Source organism: Shimia thalassica, assembly GCF_001458215.1.
Lineage (GTDB): Bacteria > Pseudomonadota > Alphaproteobacteria > Rhodobacterales > Rhodobacteraceae > Shimia > Shimia thalassica.
Map to the genome: position 1 here is coordinate 40,623 of NZ_CYTW01000007.1, position 18,879 is coordinate 59,501.

General features: G+C 56.1%; 15 protein-coding genes. 12 read left to right on the forward strand and 3 right to left on the reverse strand.

Going from position 1 to position 18,879, the window contains the following annotated elements; translation table 11 throughout:
- The first annotated feature begins 38 nt into the window (after nucleotides 1-38).
- The 10 genes from PH7735_RS19185 to PH7735_RS19230 all read left to right on the forward strand — a co-directional run bounded on the left by PH7735_RS19185 (nucleotide 39) and on the right by PH7735_RS19230 (nucleotide 13,043).
- On the forward strand, nucleotides 39-1,313 hold the full coding sequence (locus PH7735_RS19185; protein WP_058313054.1) for an RsmB/NOP family class I SAM-dependent RNA methyltransferase: 1,275 nt from the start codon (nucleotides 39-41) through the stop codon (nucleotides 1,311-1,313).
- 121 nt (nucleotides 1,314-1,434) lie between these two features.
- Nucleotides 1,435-3,183 carry a heparinase II/III family protein gene (locus PH7735_RS19190; RefSeq protein ID WP_058313055.1) on the forward strand — a complete coding sequence of 583 codons (1,749 nt, stop codon included), beginning with the start codon at nucleotides 1,435-1,437 and terminating at the stop codon, nucleotides 3,181-3,183.
- A gap of 21 nt (nucleotides 3,184-3,204) precedes the next feature.
- Nucleotides 3,205-4,794: a bifunctional phosphoribosylaminoimidazolecarboxamide formyltransferase/IMP cyclohydrolase gene (gene purH, locus PH7735_RS19195; RefSeq protein ID WP_058313056.1), complete on the forward strand. Its 1,590-nt coding sequence runs from the start codon at nucleotides 3,205-3,207 to the stop codon at nucleotides 4,792-4,794.
- 124 nt (nucleotides 4,795-4,918) lie between these two features.
- On the forward strand, nucleotides 4,919-5,389 hold the full coding sequence (gene lspA, locus PH7735_RS19200; RefSeq protein ID WP_058313057.1) for a signal peptidase II: 471 nt from the start codon (nucleotides 4,919-4,921) through the stop codon (nucleotides 5,387-5,389).
- Nucleotides 5,390-5,441: 52 nt separating this feature from the next.
- A complete protein-coding gene (locus PH7735_RS19205) occupies nucleotides 5,442-5,954 on the forward strand; it encodes a DUF3035 domain-containing protein (protein ID WP_058313058.1) in 513 nt (170 codons plus the stop codon).
- A 93-nt stretch (nucleotides 5,955-6,047) separates the two neighbouring features.
- Nucleotides 6,048-7,388: a M16 family metallopeptidase gene (locus tag PH7735_RS19210; RefSeq protein ID WP_058313059.1), complete on the forward strand. Its 1,341-nt coding sequence runs from the start codon at nucleotides 6,048-6,050 to the stop codon at nucleotides 7,386-7,388.
- On the forward strand, nucleotides 7,385-8,683 hold the full coding sequence (locus tag PH7735_RS19215; RefSeq protein WP_058313060.1) for a M16 family metallopeptidase: 1,299 nt from the start codon (nucleotides 7,385-7,387) through the stop codon (nucleotides 8,681-8,683). The genes PH7735_RS19210 and PH7735_RS19215 overlap by 4 nt, the downstream gene beginning before the upstream one ends.
- A 102-nt stretch (nucleotides 8,684-8,785) precedes the next feature.
- The gene (locus PH7735_RS19220; protein ID WP_058313061.1) at nucleotides 8,786-9,841 is read left to right on the forward strand and encodes a saccharopine dehydrogenase; all 1,056 of its coding nucleotides are present in this window, start codon (nucleotides 8,786-8,788) and stop codon (nucleotides 9,839-9,841) included.
- A 10-nt stretch (nucleotides 9,842-9,851) separates the two neighbouring features.
- Entirely contained in the window at nucleotides 9,852-10,994 is a 1,143-nt protein-coding gene (locus PH7735_RS19225) for a saccharopine dehydrogenase family protein (RefSeq protein WP_058313062.1), read from the forward strand.
- A 138-nt stretch (nucleotides 10,995-11,132) separates the two neighbouring features.
- Nucleotides 11,133-13,043, forward strand: a complete 1,911-nt coding sequence (locus PH7735_RS19230; protein ID WP_058313063.1) for a DUF3604 domain-containing protein — start codon at nucleotides 11,133-11,135, stop codon at nucleotides 13,041-13,043.
- A 57-nt stretch (nucleotides 13,044-13,100) separates the two neighbouring features.
- Here the strand turns inward: PH7735_RS19230 and PH7735_RS19235 are convergent, their stop codons facing one another.
- The 3 genes from PH7735_RS19235 to mutL all read right to left on the reverse strand — a co-directional run bounded on the left by PH7735_RS19235 (nucleotide 13,101) and on the right by mutL (nucleotide 16,655).
- Nucleotides 13,101-13,427: a DUF3775 domain-containing protein gene (locus PH7735_RS19235; RefSeq protein WP_058313064.1), complete on the reverse strand. Its 327-nt coding sequence runs from the start codon at nucleotides 13,425-13,427 to the stop codon at nucleotides 13,101-13,103.
- A gap of 133 nt (nucleotides 13,428-13,560) precedes the next feature.
- Complete coding sequence (locus PH7735_RS19240) at nucleotides 13,561-14,712, reverse strand: DNA recombination protein RmuC (RefSeq protein WP_058313197.1); 1,152 nt, start codon at nucleotides 14,710-14,712, stop codon at nucleotides 13,561-13,563.
- A gap of 62 nt (nucleotides 14,713-14,774) precedes the next feature.
- The gene (mutL, locus tag PH7735_RS19245; RefSeq protein WP_058313065.1) at nucleotides 14,775-16,655 is read right to left on the reverse strand and encodes a DNA mismatch repair endonuclease MutL; all 1,881 of its coding nucleotides are present in this window, start codon (nucleotides 16,653-16,655) and stop codon (nucleotides 14,775-14,777) included.
- 265 nt (nucleotides 16,656-16,920) lie between these two features.
- Between mutL and PH7735_RS19250 the strand changes: the two genes are divergently transcribed.
- Nucleotides 16,921-17,133: a YgaP family membrane protein gene (locus PH7735_RS19250; protein WP_058313066.1), complete on the forward strand. Its 213-nt coding sequence runs from the start codon at nucleotides 16,921-16,923 to the stop codon at nucleotides 17,131-17,133.
- A gap of 24 nt (nucleotides 17,134-17,157) precedes the next feature.
- Nucleotides 17,158-18,831: a bifunctional protein tyrosine phosphatase family protein/NAD(P)/FAD-dependent oxidoreductase gene (locus PH7735_RS19255; protein ID WP_058313067.1), complete on the forward strand. Its 1,674-nt coding sequence runs from the start codon at nucleotides 17,158-17,160 to the stop codon at nucleotides 18,829-18,831.
- The last annotated feature ends 48 nt before the right edge of the window (nucleotides 18,832-18,879 follow it).

The following is an 18,879-nucleotide window of genomic DNA, read 5'->3' on the forward strand; positions in this document are numbered from 1 at the left end:
CCTGTCCCTGCTGGACAAGTCATCGAAGGAGCGACCCAATGTCCGAAACCGGAGTTCAGGCCCGCCGCAGTGCCGTCTATTTGCTAGATCAGGTATTGGGGGAAGGACGTCTGATGTCCGAATTGATCGGAGGCGGTGTGTTGGACCGGCTTGGGCCAGATGATCGGGCGCGTGCACAACGGTTGGCGTTGGAAACACTGCGTGGCCTCGAGCGCGCCGATCGCATTCTTCAACGGCACTTGCAGAAACAGCCCCCCTTGTCGGTGCACAATGTGTTGCGCCTGGCGACGGTTGAGCTGTGTCAGGGTGGCGCTGCGCACGGTGTCGTGAATGCGTCGGTGACGATTGTGTCCAAGAACAAACGCACGCAGCCCATGAAGGGGTTGGTGAATGCGGTGTTGCGCAAGGTGGCCGCAAAAGGACCAGAAGCATGGGAAGCGCTGCGCGCGCCTCGGCTTCCGCGTTGGCTGCGTGATCCCCTGGCAATGGCATATGGGTCTGATGGGGTTGGTGCGATGGAACGCGCCCATTTCGCAGGCGCGCCTTTGGACCTGACTGCAAAAAGCGATCCCGAGGCTTTGGCGAAACTCGTTGGAGGGACGTTGTTGCCCACTGGATCTGTGCGTGTAAACGCAGGCCAGCAGGTTTCCACTCTTCCCGGATATGATACAGGAGATTGGTGGGTACAGGATGCGGCCGCAGCGATGCCTGTGCAAATTCTGGCGCCCCAAAAGGGCGAGAAAATTCTGGACCTGTGTGCTGCACCGGGCGGAAAAACAATGCAAATTGCGGCTTCCGGAGCGGCTGTGACCGCTGTGGATGATTCCGAAGGTCGCATGAAGCGCCTAAAGGAAAATCTGGATCGGACCGGTCTCAAGGCGAAAACGCGAGTTTCGGATGTGCTTGAGATGTCGGGGCAGTGGGATGCCATCCTGTTGGATGCGCCGTGTTCGGCGACCGGCACAATTCGCCGCCATCCGGATTTGCCACACGCCAAAGACGGAAGCGATTTTGGCGAGCTGATTTCGCTTCAGGCGCAGATGATCGATCACGCGGTGTCTTTGCTGAAGCCCGGCGGGCGCTTGGTGTTTTGCACCTGCAGCCTGTTGCCGGACGAAGGTGAATGTCAGGTTGAAGAGGCCCTTGAGCGCCATTCGGACCTGTCTGTGGATCGCGAAGCAATTTTGCGTCTTGGTCTTGCTGAGGAATGGATGACAGAAGAAGGCGGACTGCGCTTGCGACCCGACTATTGGTCCGATCTTGGCGGCATGGACGGCTTTTACATGGCGAGCTTGCGTAAAAACTCACATTGAATCAGCGGCTCTTCGCAAATGAAGCGGTTTGACATGAGGTGACGGGGATTCTCCGGTGACTTTGCCAGTTTGACACGTTACGATGTGACAAACGCCGCAAGAGCGTAGAGGCAGAGGTTTGATGAGCTTTTCCGACGGATTATCCGCGCGGCATACGCGCCTGATGCACCGCCTTCATGCGCGGTGGAGCGCTATGGCGCGCCCAGCAACGGCTTTTACGTCCACGCCTGAACCCCGAACAATTGGCAGCTTTGCAAGAGGTCGACAGCTTGTTGCGGGCAATTTCCTGTTTGCCGGAACACTGATTTCCGAACCTCAGGCCTCGATCTGGGATGTGGGACAGGGCAATGCGGCCTTTGAGTTCGAGCTTCATGGTTTTGCCTGGCTTGATGATCTTGCAGCTGTGGGCGACATGCCTTCGCGCGAAAAGGCGCAGCGCTGGGTGTGGCAATGGATTGATTCTTATGGACGGGGGCAAGGTGCCGGTTGGACACCTGACCTTACAGGGCGTCGTTTGATCCGGTGGATTAACCATGCGTTGTTGCTGCTCAGGGGGCGTGACAGCCGCGCTTCTGAAGATTTCTATCGCTCGCTTGGCCAGCAAACGATTTTTCTCTCGCGCAGATGGCACAAAGCGCTTCCGGGGTTGCCGCGGTTCGAAGCGCTGACAGGGTTGATCTATGCGGGGCTGGCCCTTGAAGGTATGGCGCAGCACGTCGAGCTGGCCTGCAAAGCGCTTGAAAAAGAATGCAAGACTCAGGTCGATATGCAAGGGGGGATCCCCACACGCAATCCCGAAGAGTTGCTTGAGGTGTTCACTCTTTTGACGTGGGCTGCGTCCGCCTTGACCGAGGCCGAACGCACGGTGTCGCCTGAACATGTTGCTGCAATCGAACGCATTGCGCCAACCCTGCGCACGTTGCGCCATTCGGACGGTGGATTGGCACGCTTTCACGGCGGCGGACGGGGGATCGAGGGGCGTCTTGATCACGCGCTGGCCGAAAGCCATGTCAAAACCTTTCAGGCAGACGGGCTTGCCATGGGATATGCGCGGCTTGCGGCTGGACGAACCAGCATTGTTGTGGATGCGAGCCCGCCCGCAACAGGTGCGGCGTCGTTTAATGCGCATGCCTCGACATTGGCGTTCGAGCTGACCAGCGGGCGACGTCCTTTGATCGTCAACTGCGGATCGGGGGAAACGTTCGGATTGGAATGGCGGCGTGCAGGTCGCGCAACGCCGTCGCACTCGACGCTTTCGCTGGATGGGCGGTCGAGTGCCCGTTTGGGAAATTCCCGCGAGAGGTTCGGTGAAATCGAAGAGCCGCTTGTCAACGCGCCCAAAGAGGTCCCGATTGAAATGGGGCAAGCCCCGGATGGGCTGCGACTTCAGGCAGGGCATGACGGGTTTGTTGTCGATTACGGGATCACGCACGCGCGCACGCTTGAACTGACTTTTGATGGTCGCGGCCTTGTCGGCGAAGATTTACTGGTCACTCTGGAAGACACCGCGAAACGGCAGTTCGATAAACGCATGGATGGCAACAGCCTTCAGGGAATCCCCTTCGACGTGCGGTTTCACATCCATCCGGATGCAGATGTCGCGTTGGATATGGGTGGCACTGCCGTGTCCATCGCGCTCAAAAGCGGAGAGATTTGGGTCTTCCGACATGATTCACCGGCCGAAATGACGGTAGTACCCAGTGTTTATCTCGAAAAAACGCGATTAAAGCCCCGCGCGACAAAACAGGTCGTTCTATCCGGCGTCGCAATAGAGTATGCGACGCGCATCCGGTGGTCTTTGGCCAAAGCGCAGGATTCTGCGGTTGCCATCCGAGATCTGAACCGCGATGAGCCTGATATGACAAACTGACCCTATGGGACCCCATACGTTATGACCGACCTGCACCCCGTCCGCCGCGCCTTGCTTTCCGTTTCCGATAAAACCGGCCTGATCGAGCTGGCCACCGCACTTGCCGAGCGTGGTGTTGAACTGCTTTCGACCGGCGGTAGCGCCAAGGCCATGCGCGAGGCCGGATTGGCCGTAAAAGATGTGTCCGAAATCACGGGCTTTCCGGAAATGATGGATGGTCGTGTGAAAACGCTACACCCAAAGGTGCACGGCGGTCTTTTGGCGCTTCGCGACAACGATGCGCACGTCGCGGCCATGGACGAACACGGGATTGGCGGGATCGATCTTCTGGTTGTGAACCTTTACCCTTTTGAAGCAACTGTTGCCGCTGGCGCAGATTACGAAACCTGTATCGAGAACATCGATATCGGTGGCCCTGCCATGATCCGTGCCGCAGCCAAGAACCACGGCTTCGTCAATGTGGTTGTGGATGTCGAGGACTATGATGCGCTGCTGCAGGAACTGGGCGACAATGACGGCCAGACTTCTTATGCTTTCCGTCAGTTTCTGGCACAGAAAGCATATGCGCGCACCGGTGCCTATGATGCGGCTGTTTCAAACTGGATGGCGGATGCATTGAGCCTTGAAGCACCCAAGCGTCGTGCCGTTGCAGGTGAGTTGAAACAAACCCTGCGCTATGGCGAAAACAGCCATCAGAAAGCTGCCTTCTATACCGATGGGTCGAACCGCCCTGGCGTTGCAACCGCGACCCAACTGCAAGGTAAAGAGCTGAGCTATAACAACATCAATGATACTGATGCGGCTTTTGAACTGGTGGCCGAGTTTGATCCGGCCAATGGTCCTGCATGCGCGATTATCAAACACGCAAACCCTTGTGGTGTTGCGGTTGGCGGGTCTTTGGTTGAAGCCTATCAAAAGGCCTTTGATTGCGATCGCACCTCTGCGTTTGGCGGCATCGTTGCGTTGAACCAGCCACTTGATGCGGAAACTGCCTCAAAGATCGTCGAGATTTTCACCGAAGTCGTGATCGCGCCCGGTGCATCCGATGAGGCGAAAGAGATTTTCGCGGGCAAGAAAAACCTGCGTTTGCTTTTGACCGATGCGCTTCCTGATCCACGCAAGCCGATCATGGCCTATAAACAGGTTGCTGGTGGTCTGTTGGTACAAGACAAAGATGTCGGATATGTCGGCATGGAAGATCTTAAGGTTGTCACCAAGAAAGCGCCGTCCGACGCGGAAATGGCAGACCTGCTGTTTGCTTGGAAAGTTGCCAAGCACGTCAAGTCGAACGCCATTGTCTATGTCAAGGATGGGGCCACCGTTGGTGTCGGCGCCGGACAGATGAGCCGTCTGGACAGTGCAAACGTTGCGGCCTCAAAAGCAGCGCGTATGGCAGATGTTCTGGGAATGGATGAAAGCCCTGCAAAAGGCAGTGCCGTGGCATCCGACGCCTTCTTCCCGTTTGCAGACGGGTTGCTGGAAGCGGCCGCTGCTGGCGGCAAATGCGTCATTCAACCCGGCGGGTCGATGCGTGACAATGAAGTGATCGCCGCAGCAGATGAAGCCGGTCTGGCGATGGTCTTTACAGGAATGCGCCACTTCCGCCACTAAGGCGCGCGGGGCAATATGTTTTCCGGTCCACTGAGGTCTGAACCCAAGTGGGCTGGAACAAGCTAGTGCGCCTTTCCCGAAGGGAGGGGCGCGATACTTTAAACCGAGTCGAAGGAGGCGCTCTATGCGTCTGGTTTTCTGGGCAGCTTTCTGGGCATTTCTGACCGATCAGGCCAGCAAATACCTCGTTGTGCATGGCCTGAATTTGGCCGAACGCGGCCAGATTGATGTTTTTCCACCCTTTTTACGGTTCCGCATGGCGTGGAACGAAGGCGTAAATTTTGGCCTGTTTGCACATGACTCGGATGCGGCGCGGTGGATTCTGATCACCATTGCGGCCGTGATTTGTCTGTTTGTGCTGTTTTGGGTGCGTCGTGATCCGCCGGGCCGGATCGGGCTGATCTCGGCCGGAGTATTGATTGGTGGTGCGATTGGAAATGTCATCGACCGCTTGTTGTACGGAGCTGTCGCAGACTTTTTGAACATGTCCTGTTGCGGTATCAACAACCCCTTTGCCTTCAATCTGGCTGATGTCTGGATCTTCGCAGGGGCTATTGGTCTCGCGATTTTTGGCGGAAGTGAAAAGGCCTCGTGACGGCGCCGCAACAATACTGTAAAAGCAGTCCCGAGGAAGCAGGAGTAGAGCAATGCGCCTAAAGCGTATGTTCCTTTTTGGTATGGCCCTGACACTCGCTGCGTGCAGCGGGAACGATGGATTGCGCCATTTGAGCAAGCCGGGCGATGGCCCTGACGAGTTTCGTATTATCCCTGCTAAACCATTGGAACAGCCAAAAGATCTGGCGGCGTTGCCTGCACCGACACCCGGTGGTGTGAACCGCACAGACCTTGATCCCATCGGCGACGCGGTTGCGGCGTTGGGCGGATCTCGAAGCGCCGTGCACGGCACTGCCATCTCAAGCAGCGATGCGGCATTGGTAAACTATACCGGTCGTACCGGTCGCTCTGCTGATATTCGTCAGACTGTTGCCGCAGAAGACGCGGAATTCCGCCGCAAGCGTGGACGGTTCACGAATATCAAGATTGGCAAGCAGGACCGCTACAACGAAGTCTACGAAAAACACCATCTGGGGCAGTATTCCGAACAGGGACGCTGGCGTCAGGCAGGTGCTCCAACACCGGCTTCTCCTCCAAATTACTGATAAACGTTTTTGTGACTTGAGGGTATCCGCCCTTGAAGCGCCCTCATTCGGGCGTAACTATCACTTGTGAAAGATTTTCAGGGAGAGATCCTCATGCCGCGCGTACTTATGGCTGCTGCACTGGTTGCGATTGCAGCGCTGCCCGCCAAGGCCAAAGAAATGGTGAGCACCTTTCAATTGGACAACGGAATGGATGTCGTGGTGGTTGAAGACCACCGCGCACCCGTTGTGATGCATATGGTCTGGTATCGCTCGGGGTCTGCCGACGAGACACCGGGCGTTTCGGGCGTGGCGCATTTCCTTGAGCATCTTTTGTTCAAAGGCACTGATACACTTGAGCCGGGTGAGTTTTCCGCAACGGTGGCCGCCAATGGCGGGCGTGACAACGCCTTCACGAGTTATGACTATACGGCATACTTTCAGCGTGTCGCGGCGGACCGGCTTGAACTGATGATGCGGATGGAGAGTGATCGCATGGTCAACCTTCGCCTCGGAGAGGAAGAAATTCTGACCGAGCGCGACGTGATCATCGAAGAGCGCAACCAGCGCACGGAAAACAGCCCCGGCGCCCTGTTTCGGGAACAGTTGAACGCGGCGCAATATCTCAACCACAGGTACGGTGTGCCCATCATCGGGTGGCGTCATGAGATGGAAACGCTGTCGCTCGAAGATGCGCTGGCCTACTACAAAACCTTTTACGCCCCGAACAACGCAATCCTGGTGGTCGCAGGCGATGTGCAGCCTGACGAAGTGCTGGAGCTGGCCGAGAAATACTATGGCGTTTTGCCTGCAAACCCCGATTTGAAACCGCGCGAGCGCACGATAGAACCGCCGCAGACCTCTGCGCGTCGCATGGTGTTTCATGACAAACGCGTCTCACAACCCTATGTGACGCGATCCTACCTTGCGCCGGAACGTGACCCCGGCGCGCAAGAAGGTGCGGCCGCTTTGACGATGCTGGCCGAGGTTCTGGGGGGCGGCACGACATCTGTCTTGGCTGAACAGCTGCAATTCGAGGACAAGATCGCTGTCTATACGGGCGCGCATTACAGTGGGACATCTCTGGATAAGACGACCTTTGACCTAACCGTTGTTCCGGCTCACGGCACAAGCCTTCAGGAAGCCGAAGATGCAATGGATGCTGTCATTGCCGCGTTTTTTGAAACTGGTGTCGACGAAGAGCATCTTGAACGGATCAAGATGCAGCTGCGCGCCTCGCAGATTTATGCCCGTGACAATGTCGGCTCTTTGGCCAATCGGTACGGGCGCGCGTTGACATCGGGGTTGCGTGTCGAAGACGTACAGGCATGGCCCGACGTTCTTCAGGCCGTGACATCAGAGGATATCATGGAGGCCGCCCGCATGGTCTTTGACGACAAAAAGTCGGTCACGGGCTGGCTGCAAGGCGCCAAACAAACGGAGATGAACCAATGAAGAGATTTCTGTTTGCCGTCTTGATGGTTTTTGTGTCTCTGCCAGCGCGGGCAGATGTGGACATCAAGGAATTTAAGTCGCCAGGCGGGATCAACGTTTGGCTGCTCGAAGAGCCGTCGATACCGATGGTCGCATTGGAGTTGCGTTTTCAGGGGGGCGCGTCCCTTGACGCAGAAGGCAAGCGCGGCGCAACCAATCTGATGGTGGGGCTGCTCGAAGAGGGCGCGGGCGATCTGGACTCGCAAGGGTTTGCCAAGGCCTCTGAAAGCCTTGCGGCGCGATACGGATATGATGTGTCGGATGACACGGTCGCGATTTCGTCTGTGTTTCTTTCCGAAAACCGGGATGAAGCAATGGAATTGCTGCGCCTGTCCATCATCGAGCCCCGTTTTGACGAAGCCTCTCTCGAAAGGGTACGCGGACAGGTTTTGTCCGTTGTGCGTTCTGAAGAGACCGATCCGAACAAAATTGCCGGCAAGACATTCAAGGCTATTGCGTTTGGAGATCACCCTTACGGGTCTGGCCTGAATGGCACGCTCGAAAGCGTATCCTCCCTGACGCGGGACGATATCGTTGCAGCACATCAAGCGGCCCTTGCAAAGGACCGTATGGTTGTTTCGGTTGTCGGCGACGTCACAGCCGAAGAATTGGGCCCGATGCTTGATAACTTGCTGGGTGCATTGCCGGAAAAGGGCGCTCCTTTGCCGCCAAAAACAACGCCGAATTTGACGGGCGCGGTTGAGGTGGTCGAGTTTGACACGCCCCAATCCGTCGCCGTGTTTGGCCAGCTTGGGATCGAACGCGATGATGACGACTTTTTTGCAGCCTATCTTCTGAACACGATTTTGGGCGGCGGCGGCTTTGAAAGCCGCCTGATGGAAGAGGTGCGCGAAAAACGCGGGCTGACCTATGGCGTGTATTCCTATCTCGTGCCCAAAGACCTCGCGGCCTTGTACATGGGCAGTGTGGCGTCAGCGAATGATCGCATTGGCGAAGCGGTGCAGGTCATTCAGGACGAATGGGCACGCATGGCCAATGACGGTGTTACCCTGGACGAGTTGAACAAGGCCAAAGCGCTTTTGACAGGGGCGTACCCCCTGCGGTTTGATGGCAATGGTGCGATTGCCGAGATTATGGTCGGGATGCAGGTTCAGGGGCTTCCGATCGATTATATCAAGACCCGCAATGACAAGGTGAATGCCGTTACTCTGGATGAGATCAACCGCGTCGCGAGCGAGCTTTTGAAGCCTGACGCATTGCAGTTCGTGATCGTTGGAAAACCCGAAGGCGTTTAACCTTTCAGCGCCATTCATTGCGGCCTGCAAAGTGGTGCGCGCCGGTCTTGTGTTTCGGCCAAGGGGCTGATTTACCTTTCCCCGTTAACGAGGGGAATTGGAATGACTCATCTTTGGGTTCGGGCCGAACAACGGCAAAACGAAGAGCGTGTCGGGATAACGCCGGAAGGTGCAAAGGCGCTGATTGACAACGGCATTCGTGTGACCGTCGAAGAAAGCTCGGTGCGCGCGATACCAATCGACGGCTATCGTGAAGCCGGATGTGAAATTGCGCAAGAAAACAGCTGGCCGCAAGCACCGCTCGACGCGATCATTTTTGGACTAAAGGAACTGCCGGAAGATGGCAGCGCCCTGCCTCATCGACACATCATGTTTGGACATGCGTTCAAAGGGCAGCATTCGGGTGTGGCACTGCTCAAACGGTTCAAGGCAGGTAGCGGAACGCTTTATGACCTCGAGTATCTGGTTGATGAAACCGGGCGTCGCGTCGCGGCGTTTGGCTATTGGGCCGGATACGCAGGCGCAGCGGTGACCCTGAAGACGTGGATCGCCCAGAAGAAGGGCGGTATTTGTGGCCCGGTTGGCGTCTATGGCAGCAAGGACGATTTGCTGGATGATCTGGGCACGGATCTGGACACCCTGACCGATGATTTACCCGAAGCCATCGTCATTGGCGCCTTGGGACGTGTTGGAACTGGTGCGGCGGATCTTCTCGAAACACTGGGTGTCATGGTGACCAAGTGGGATATCGCTGAGACCAGCAGTGGCGGACCGTTCCCCGAAATTCTGCAACATGATATCTTCATGAACTGTATTCTAGCCCGTCCCGGAACGCCCGTTTTTGTTCCGGCCGAGGCGAAAGCTGCCGAAAGAAATCTGACAGCGATTGGTGATGTCGCGTGTGATCCGGACAGTGATTATAACCCTGTTCCTGTCTACAACGAAGCGACCACATGGGAGGCTCCAGCCCTTCGCGTTCATGACGCACCCGTGCTGGATGTGATGGCGATTGATAACCTGCCTTCAATGTTGCCGGTCGAGTCGTCTCAGGATTATGCAGAGCAGCTTTTGCCCACGCTGATGAAGCTGGGCGATCTGGCAGACGGCGTTTGGACGCGCGCAGAAGCCGACTTTAACGAACATAGCAAAGACCTTTAAGGAGGCGAACATGACGATCCATTGGTGTGGCACTGGCCTTTCGGCCATTCCCGGTTTGCGCCGCCTGATTGAGGCTGGCCAGGATGTTGTTGTCTGGAACCGGACAATTGAAAAGGCTGAAGAGGCCGTCGGTGACATCACCGACAAGATCAAGGCATTCGAGATTGACGCTCTGCGCGCCGAGGTCGCTGCAGGGGATGTGGTTGTTTCGATGCTGCCCGGTGATTGGCATGTTCCTGTTGCTGAACTATGCATCGAAAAAGGCGCGAACTTTGTTTCATCGTCTTATATCGCCCCAGAGATGCGCGCGCTTGACGACAAAGCACGCGCCGCAGGCGTTGCTTTGGTCAATGAGGTTGGTCTTGATCCGGGCATCGACCATCTTATGGCCCATCGTTTGGTCGCAGATTACAAAGCGTCTGATGCATATGATGCGGGCAACACGTTGTCGTTTATTTCGTATTGCGGCGGCATTCCCAAGATCCCCAACCCCTTCCGTTACAAGTTCAGCTGGTCGCCGCTTGGGGTTCTCAAGGCATTAAGATCGCCTTCTCGTTCGATCCGGGACCATGCACCTCTGGATGTTGCGCGTCCTTGGGATGCGATTTCCAGCTATCAGGCGCCGTTGGCCAAACCTGAAAGCTTTGAAGTTTACCCAAATCGCGATTCATTGCCCTTTATGCAAGACTATCACTTCGATGAGAATTGGACGGTGAAAGAGTTTGTGCGCGGCACGTTGCGTTTGAACGGTTGGGCCGAAGCATGGGACGGCGTCTTCAAAGAAATCGAAACTTTGGCAGGCCCCGAAGGGGATGCGCGTCTGAAAGAGATGTCTGACCAGTTCTGGGACGAAAACGCCTATGACGAAGGTGAGCCGGATCGCGTTGTTTTGTGTGTTGGTCTGAAAGCGGAAAAAGACGGGTCCGAGGTCTGGCATAAAACCTATGTCATGGATGCTTGGGGCGATGATCGCGGCACGGCGATGGCGCGCTTGGTTTCCGTGCCAGTCTCTTTGGCCGTAGAAGCCGTCATGAATAAGGAAATTGCGGCCGGCGTACATGCCGCGCCAAGTGATCCCAAATTGTTCACCCGTTGGCTGGATGAAATCGGGACCCTTGCGCAGCACCTTGAGGTGGTTGATCACACCGCGTGATTTTTGAACCGCTAAAAAAGAAGGCCGTGTAGATTGCGCGGCCTTTTTTTGTTGTGCGGCGCATTTTTGCACAGGATTTTGTGATCTTGGAAAATCGGGTTAGGGTTGTGTCGGCTTTCAACTGACCGGAGACACACGATGATCATTACAAAGTACTCAATGTCCGCACTGGTCCTGCTGGCGGTGTCTGCAACGGCAGGTTCATCGCAGAATGTACAAGATGTGCTACCCAGCAAAGAAGACGTTGGCACCGTATTTCAATCCGACCATTTCTCACCCTATGCCGGACGCAGTTTTCCGACACAGGTGCTCTGGGGGGACACGCACCTTCACACTATGGTTTCGGTAGATGCCGGAACCATGACGCGGATGACGCAGGAACAGGCGTTTCGTTTCGCACGTGGCGAAGAGGTGACGACCACGCATGGTCTTCGAGCCAAACTGGACCGACCCTTGGATTTTCTTGTCGTGGCAGATCATTCCGAAATGTACGGACTTATGCCCCAACTGCTGAGCGGTGATCCGAGCATTCTTTCCACAGATATCGGGCGAAGGTGGTACGATGCGCTGACCAGTGGTGATGAAACGGTTGTCTTTAATACAGCGATGGAAATTGTTGCGTCTTTGTCAGGGGATGTAGCCCCGATCGACAGCCCCAAAGCCATCAAATCAGCGTGGCATGATTATACCGAACTGGCCGAACGGTTTAATGATCCGGGCCGGTTTACTGCCCTGATCGGATATGAATGGACCTCGGAAGGGGGCGACAACATCCACCGTAACGTCATTTTCCGAGACAACGCGTCTTATGCAAATCAGGTGGTGCCGTTTTCACAATTTGACAGCAAAAATCCCGAAGACCTGTGGCGTCATCTGGCGGATTTCGAGAAGCGCACAGGGGGCGATGTTCTGGCCATTCCACATAACGGAAACCTGTCTAACGGCCGGTTGTTCTCGGACAAAAATTTCGATGGAACCCCTCTGACCGCAGAGCTTGCAGCACTTCGGGCGGAATTCGAACCGGTCATTGAAACAACGCAAATCAAAGGCGACAGCGAAGCACACCCTTTCCTGAGTCCGGACGATGAATTTGCAGATTTTGACACGTGGGACGCGTCCAACCTTAACGGGACCGAAGCCAAAACGCAGGATATGCTTGAGTTCGAGTATTCTCGCGAAGCCTTTAAAATCGGTCTGCGTCTTGAAAAAGAGCTGGGCGTGAACCCGTTCAAGGTTGGTCAGATTGGCTCAACCGATGCCCATACAGGCATGGCTGCGGTCGGTGAGGACAACTTCTTTGGCAAGCATTCCGGTGTTGAACCCGAGCCAAACCGGTGGCAACACCTTGTGATCGAAGCACCTGATCCAGAGTTTTCGATTTACGGCTGGCAACAAGCATCCGGTGGCTATGCTGGTGTCTGGGCCACGGAAAACACCCGCGAAGCGATTTTTGATGCCTTTGAGCGTCGCGAAGTCTATGCGACTACGGGATCGCGCATGATGGTACGCCTTTTCGGGGGATGGGATTTCTCGGAGGCCGATGCCCTGTCACGCCTGCCTGCCGACATCGGATATGCCAAAGGCGTGCCCATGGGGGGCGATCTGAAATCCGCGCCTGACGGCAAGGCACCGACCTTTCTGTTTGCAGCGTTGAAAGATCCCTACAGCGGAAACCTTGACCGGATCCAGATCATCAAAGGCTGGTTGAACGAAGACGGAACAACCTCGGAAAAAGTATATGACGTGGCCTGGAGTGGGGATCGCGCAAAAGGCGCGGACGGGAAAGTGCCCTCGGTCGGCAACACCGTTGATGTTGCAAACGCAACATGGACCAACACAATCGGGGCGCCGGAATTGATCGGGGTCTGGACCGATCCGGAATTCGATCCCGCGCTCAAGGCGGTCTACTATGCGCGGGTGATCGAAATCCCGACTCCACGCTGGACCGCGTACGAAGCCTATCGTTTCCAGGTCGAGATGTCGGATGAAGTGCCCATGACCACGACCGAGCGCGCATATACGTCGCCTATCTGGTACACGCCCGGATAAACCGGAACCACGCAGGGCTGCGATTGACATCGTAGCCCTGTGAAACAGGTTGTTGGCTTAGCCGCCGCGCACCAGCTCGTCTTCTTCACCGCTGAGTGAAATCCCGAGCTCTTCCATGCCGTTTTCCAAATGGTCGGACATGTGTGGCGACCCCAGCAGATAGTCTGCTGTTGGTGCAGTCGCTTCAATCTTGGCGGTGTTGATCGCTTCCTGAAGCTCTTCCGCAGCAAAACTCTCGCGGCCAATCCACATAATGGCGACCAGACTTGCCTGTTCATCTTCGTTCAAGCGTTCAATGAATGCGCGAAGTTCGCCTTCGGCCCGGTTCAACTCTCGTGCCATCAGCACAACCTGCGCCACTTTCCATGGGGTAATCTCAAGCATGCTGATCCTCCGTTCGCCGTTACATAAGCATTACGCAGGATATTATGCGCACCGTCCTTGATCTCTCTCAAGCTAATTTGAAACAGAACGTGCCTTGATGACGCGACTCAGTCTGTGCTGTTTTGCCCGAGACCTAGGTTTTGGGCCGAACGAGAGGCACGGTGTTGTCGGTTTCCGGAGCCAGTTCCTCGAAGTCAAAGTTATCAAGGCGTCTTGCCCTACGGCCCGCTTTTTCAGAGCTGATTTTGATTTCCGAGATGTCTTTTGCAGCTTGCCCAAAATGGCGGTCAAGGTTTTCAACACGTGTGCCCAAGCGTTCCATATCCGCATAGAGCAACCCAAGCTCGCGCCGGATTGCACCGGCTTGCTCTCTCATGCGTGCATCCTTGAGGATGGCCCGCATGGTGTTGAGCGTGGCCATGCATGTGGTGGGTGATACGATCCAGACCCGTGCCGCAAAACCTTCGCGGACCAGTTCAGGGAAGTTGGCGTGCAGTTCGGCATAAACGGCCTCTGAGGGCAGAAACATCAAGGCGCCGTCAGCGGTCTCGCCCTCAAGGATATACTTGGCTGAAATTGCCTTGATGTGGGTGCGCACACTGGTGCGCAACATACGTGCCGCATCATTCAACTGTTGCTGGGTTTGGGCATTGCGCAGGGCTTCATAGGCCTCAAGCGGGAATTTTGAGTCTATTACAATCGGGCCGGGCGGGTTTGGCAGGTGGATCAAACAATCCGCACGCTTCCCGTTTGAGAGCGTATGTTGAAGCGCATAGCTGTCTTTCGGAAGCGCCTTGCCCACAATATCATTGAGCTGGATTTCACCGAACGCGCCGCGGGTTTGTTTGTTCGATAGAATGTCTTGAAGAGACAGGACGTCTCCGGACAGTTTGGTGATGTTTTCCTGCGCTTTGTCGATGGTCTTGAGCCGCTCTTGCAGCTCGCCCAGTGAATGCGCCGTTCGGCGTGATGATCCCTGCAGGTTTTCGTTCATTTGTTGACCGACCTGGGCCAAACGTTTTTCCATATGTTGCAACAGGTTTGCCTGCGCCGCAGCTTGGGTTTCGGCCACGTTGGTAAGACCACCGGCAAGCTGTTGCTGGCCTGCGGACAGCGATTCGACCCGCTGCCCCAATGCGCCGATCTGATGGGCCAGAGGCTCTGCCATTTGCGCGGAACGGCCAGCGGCCCGTACTGTCATCATGAGCAGTATTATGACAAACAGCGCGATTGCGCCCGCTCCAAGTTCGACTGGACCTAACGTATATTCACCGATCGTGACCATATTCATGCCCCCGAAAGCTGGGGGTCCCTGCTGTGAAACTCAATAATGTCCGGTTGGAACACTCAGGTTCGTCCGAACAGTTTTTCGATATCAGAAAGCTTTAGTTCAACGTATGTCGGCCGGCCATGGTTGCATTGGCCCGAATGGGGGGTGGCTTCCATTTCGCGCAGCAACGCATTCATTTCATCGGCCTGCATACGGCGCCCCGAACGGATCGACCCGTGACAGGCGACGCGGCTCAAGATTGCTTCAATCCTTGCCTGAACAAGCAGGCTCTCGCCCTGATCATCCAGCTCGTCGAGTATATCCAGAACCATCTTGCGGGCGTTGACTTCTCCCAGAATAGCGGGTGTTTCGCGAACCGCCACTGCGGCCCCACCAAAGGCTTCAAGTGTGAGGCCAAAACGGGACAATTCGTCAGATACAGACAGGATTTTGGCGGCGTCATTTTCCGAAAGCTCAACAATCTCCGGAATCAGCAGGGCCTGCGCAGGCACGCCGTTGTCCGCCATCTGCCGCTTTAGTTTTTCATAGACCAGCCGCTCGTGGGCGGCGTGCTGGTCGACGATCACCATGCCGTCTTCTGTCTGTGCCACAATATAGTTTTCGTGCACCTGCGCCCTTGCGGCGCCAAGAGGCAAGGCGGTGGCGGGCTGATCCGTCTGTGCCGAATCCGCCGAAGGATACTCTTCGAACGGTGTTGGTTCGACCCGCGCACTGAAGGCATCCGACAATTCGGAAAACCCCTGTTCCGGCATCGGTGCCTGAGCGGCATATGCAGCAGCGCGTGCCCCGAATGACGGGCGATCCATTTGATAGACCCGTGCAGTTCCACCCGGAGATTCGGGGCGAAACGCGCCCAAGGTTGCACCGGCCACAGTGCTTGAGGCCCGATGTCCGGCCTCTGCCAGAGCATGCCTCAGGCCGCTTACGATCAGACCACGTGCCATGCCCGGATCGCGAAACCGCACTTCTGATTTGGCGGGGTGGACGTTCACATCCACCAGATGTGGATCACATTCGATAAACAAGGCGGCGGCGGGGTGGCGGTCTCTGCTTAGAAAGTCGAAATAGGCCGCCCGCAGCGCGCCCACCAGAAGCTTGTCTTTGACGGGCCGCCCATTCACGAACAGGTACTGCGCCACGGAAGACCCGCGAGAATACGTGGGAAGTGCCGCATACCCCGTGAGGTGCAGGCCCTCCCGGCTTGTATCGATGCGCAACGCATTCTCGGCAAATTCGGTGCCGATGATCCGTGCCAAACGCCCGTGCAGCGCGTCAAAAAGGTCACCGGTCTCGGCATCCGCGCGAAAAGAAACGCGGCCTTCGCCACCATTTGAAACATCGCGCAGGGTGAAGCCGACAAAAGGTTCCGCCATCGCAAGACGTTTGATCACATCACCAATGGCTTGGGATTCGGCGCGATCCGAGCGCATGAACTTGAGCCGTGCAGGCGTTGCATAAAACAGATCGCGCAACTCGACGATGGTGCCCCCAGACAGGGCGGCCGGTTTCACCGGGCTCATCTTGCCGCCTTCGACCGAAATCGACGCTGCATCCTGTCCTGCAACGCGCGACGTGATGTTCAGGCGTCCAACCGCGCCGAGGGAGGGCAGGGCTTCTCCGCGGAAACCAAAGGTGTGAATGTCCAAGAGGTCGGACCCGTCAATTTTTGACGTGGCATGGCGTGACAGGGCCAAAGGCAGATCTGTGCCCGCGATGCCGCATCCGTCGTCTGTGACACGGATGAGGGTTTTGCCTCCGTTGGCAATCGCGACCTCAATTCTGCGTGCACCCGCATCCAGCGCATTCTCGACAAGTTCTTTAACAGCCGAGGCAGGACGCTCGACAACTTCACCCGCCGCAATACGGTTGATGGCGGCGTCATCCAGTTGACGGATGATGGGTTGGCTTTCGCCTATGTTGGGGTCGGGTCGCAGCATGCCGCAAAACCTAGCACAAAGGGCTCCGATTCTGCCACCGCCATTTGGGCGTAAAAGTTAAGACCAAACGTTGCTGTTTCCACGGTGGGTGCACGTTGCGTCATGGGGCCATGACACGCCCAAAGTAGGTGTTTTTGCGGCGATTGCGCCCCTTGGGTGAACCTGTGGCAACATGGCCCATGCGAAGCGGGTTCTATTTATTCATTGTTTTGAATATAATTCGACAACTTATTTTGACCCTGTTTAAAAGAGACGGAGACCTGCCATGACTGCGAATGTGGGAAATCTTGATCGCCTTGTGCGTCTGATCCTTGGAATTGCGTTGTTTCTTCTTCCATTTGTAACCCAAGCGGCGGTTTGGGATAATGCCGTGATGAAGTACGGTGCAATTGTTGTCGGGCTTGTGCTTGCTGGGACATCGGCCATGAAATTTTGCCCGCTATACCGGATTCTGGGCGTTTCAACCTGCCGTCGCTAATCAACGTTTGAAAGGATTGCACTGATGGAAGCCAAGAAAATCTCCGAGCAGATTTCGGTCTCGCCGCAAATCTCCCCCGAAGATGTCAAAGCCATTGCAGCGATGGGGTTTCGCTCGATCATGTGCAATCGTCCAGACGGAGAAGGCGCGGATCAGCCAACCTTTGAAGAAATAGAAAGCGCGGCACAGGCCGTGGGTCTGGGATGCACATACCTGCCTGTCGTGTCGGGCAAAGTGCAGGACGAAGATGCCGTCGCATTTGGGCAGGCGTTGATGGAAATGCCGGGTCCGGTGTTCGCCTATTGCCGGACCGGAACACGATCGGCAACGCTTTGGTCGCTGGCGCAGGCCGCGACGATGGCGCCAAGTGATATTCTCGCGGCGACCAAGGCGGCGGGATATGACATGGCCGGCGTTGTGCGTCGCATCGTAAACGGCGGCAAGACCCCGACTGACAGCGGGGACGCCGCCTTTGATGTGGTGATTGTTGGGGGCGGTGCGGCTGGCATCGCGGTGGCGTCTTCGCTTGTCTCACGTAAACCGGGCCTCGACATTGCGGTGATTGATCCGGCCGATATTCACTACTACCAGCCGGGTTGGACCATGGTCGGCGGCGGGATTTTCGATGCCGAAACAACAGCCAAGACGATGGGCTCGCTGATCCCAAAAGGCGTGCATTGGTTGAAATCTGCGGTTGCTGCGTTCGAACCCAAAGACAACGCTGTCATTCTCGATGGGTGTCGCGTTGTGAAATACAACCGCCTTGTGGTCTGTCCGGGTTTGAAGCTCGACTGGAACAAGGTTGAAGGGTTGGTTGAAACGCTGGGTAAGAACGGTGTGACATCGAACTATCGTTACGATTTGGCGCCTTACACTTGGGAATTGGTCAATCAGGTCAAAAAGGGCCGTGCTTTGTTCACGCAGCCGCCCATGCCCATCAAATGCGCAGGCGCGCCGCAAAAGGCGATGTATCTGTCGGCAAGCAATTGGGAACGCATGGGGGTTCTCAAGGACATGGATATTCAGTTCATGAATGCCGGTGGTGTCCTGTTTGGCGTCAAAGATTATGTTCCGGCCCTTATGGAATATGTTGAGCGGTATGATGCGGATCTGAATTTCTTCCACAACCTGATCTCGGTTGATGGTCCGGCCAAACAGGCCACGTTCGAAGTCTCCAAGCCGGATGAAGAGAAAATCACGGTCACGGTCGACTTTGACATGATGCATGTGTGCCCGCCGCAAACAGCGCCAGACTTTATCCGCGTGTCGCCTCTTGCGGATGCTGCGGGCTGGATCGATGTGGATCAAAGCACACTGCGCCATAAAGAGTTCGACAATATCTGGTCTCTAGGCGATGTGATGAATGCGCCAAACGCGAAAACGGCTGCGGCTGCGCGGGTACAGGCGCCCATTGTGGCCGAAAACCTTGTGGATGATATCGAAGGCAAATCGCCAACCGCGATCTATAACGGGTATGGGTCTTGCCCACTGACCGTTGAGCGCGGAAAGATTGTGCTCGCAGAATTCGGATATGGTGGCACGCTGCTGCCCAGCTTCCCCAAATGGGTGATTGACGGAACCAAGCCGACACGCGCGGCGTGGATTTTGAAAGAGCAGATCCTGCCACCCGTCTATTGGAAGGCGATGCTGCGCGGTAAAGAATGGATGGCCAAGCCTGAAAAAATCTCGGCAAGCTAAGAACACGATGGGACGTGTCCATGCCGATAGCCTGAAATATTGCAGAAT

Coding starts and splice junctions, on each gene's coding strand:
- PH7735_RS19240 (WP_058313197.1), bottom strand. CDS start 14,712: ATGGTCACGATCGGTGAATATACGTTAGGTCCAGTCGAACTTGGAGCG.
- PH7735_RS19225 (WP_058313062.1), top strand. CDS start 9,852: ATGACGATCCATTGGTGTGGCACTGGCCTTTCGGCCATTCCCGGTTTG.
- mutL (WP_058313065.1), bottom strand. CDS start 16,655: ATGCTGCGACCCGACCCCAACATAGGCGAAAGCCAACCCATCATCCGT.
- PH7735_RS19220 (WP_058313061.1), top strand. CDS start 8,786: ATGACTCATCTTTGGGTTCGGGCCGAACAACGGCAAAACGAAGAGCGT.
- lspA (WP_058313057.1), top strand. CDS start 4,919: ATGCGTCTGGTTTTCTGGGCAGCTTTCTGGGCATTTCTGACCGATCAG.
- PH7735_RS19190 (WP_058313055.1), top strand. CDS start 1,435: ATGAGCTTTTCCGACGGATTATCCGCGCGGCATACGCGCCTGATGCAC.
- PH7735_RS19255 (WP_058313067.1), top strand. CDS start 17,158: ATGGAAGCCAAGAAAATCTCCGAGCAGATTTCGGTCTCGCCGCAAATC.
- PH7735_RS19230 (WP_058313063.1), top strand. CDS start 11,133: ATGATCATTACAAAGTACTCAATGTCCGCACTGGTCCTGCTGGCGGTG.
- PH7735_RS19250 (WP_058313066.1), top strand. CDS start 16,921: ATGACTGCGAATGTGGGAAATCTTGATCGCCTTGTGCGTCTGATCCTT.
- PH7735_RS19205 (WP_058313058.1), top strand. CDS start 5,442: ATGCGCCTAAAGCGTATGTTCCTTTTTGGTATGGCCCTGACACTCGCT.
- PH7735_RS19210 (WP_058313059.1), top strand. CDS start 6,048: ATGCCGCGCGTACTTATGGCTGCTGCACTGGTTGCGATTGCAGCGCTG.
- PH7735_RS19215 (WP_058313060.1), top strand. CDS start 7,385: ATGAAGAGATTTCTGTTTGCCGTCTTGATGGTTTTTGTGTCTCTGCCA.
- PH7735_RS19185 (WP_058313054.1), top strand. CDS start 39: ATGTCCGAAACCGGAGTTCAGGCCCGCCGCAGTGCCGTCTATTTGCTA.
- purH (WP_058313056.1), top strand. CDS start 3,205: ATGACCGACCTGCACCCCGTCCGCCGCGCCTTGCTTTCCGTTTCCGAT.
- PH7735_RS19235 (WP_058313064.1), bottom strand. CDS start 13,427: ATGCTTGAGATTACCCCATGGAAAGTGGCGCAGGTTGTGCTGATGGCA.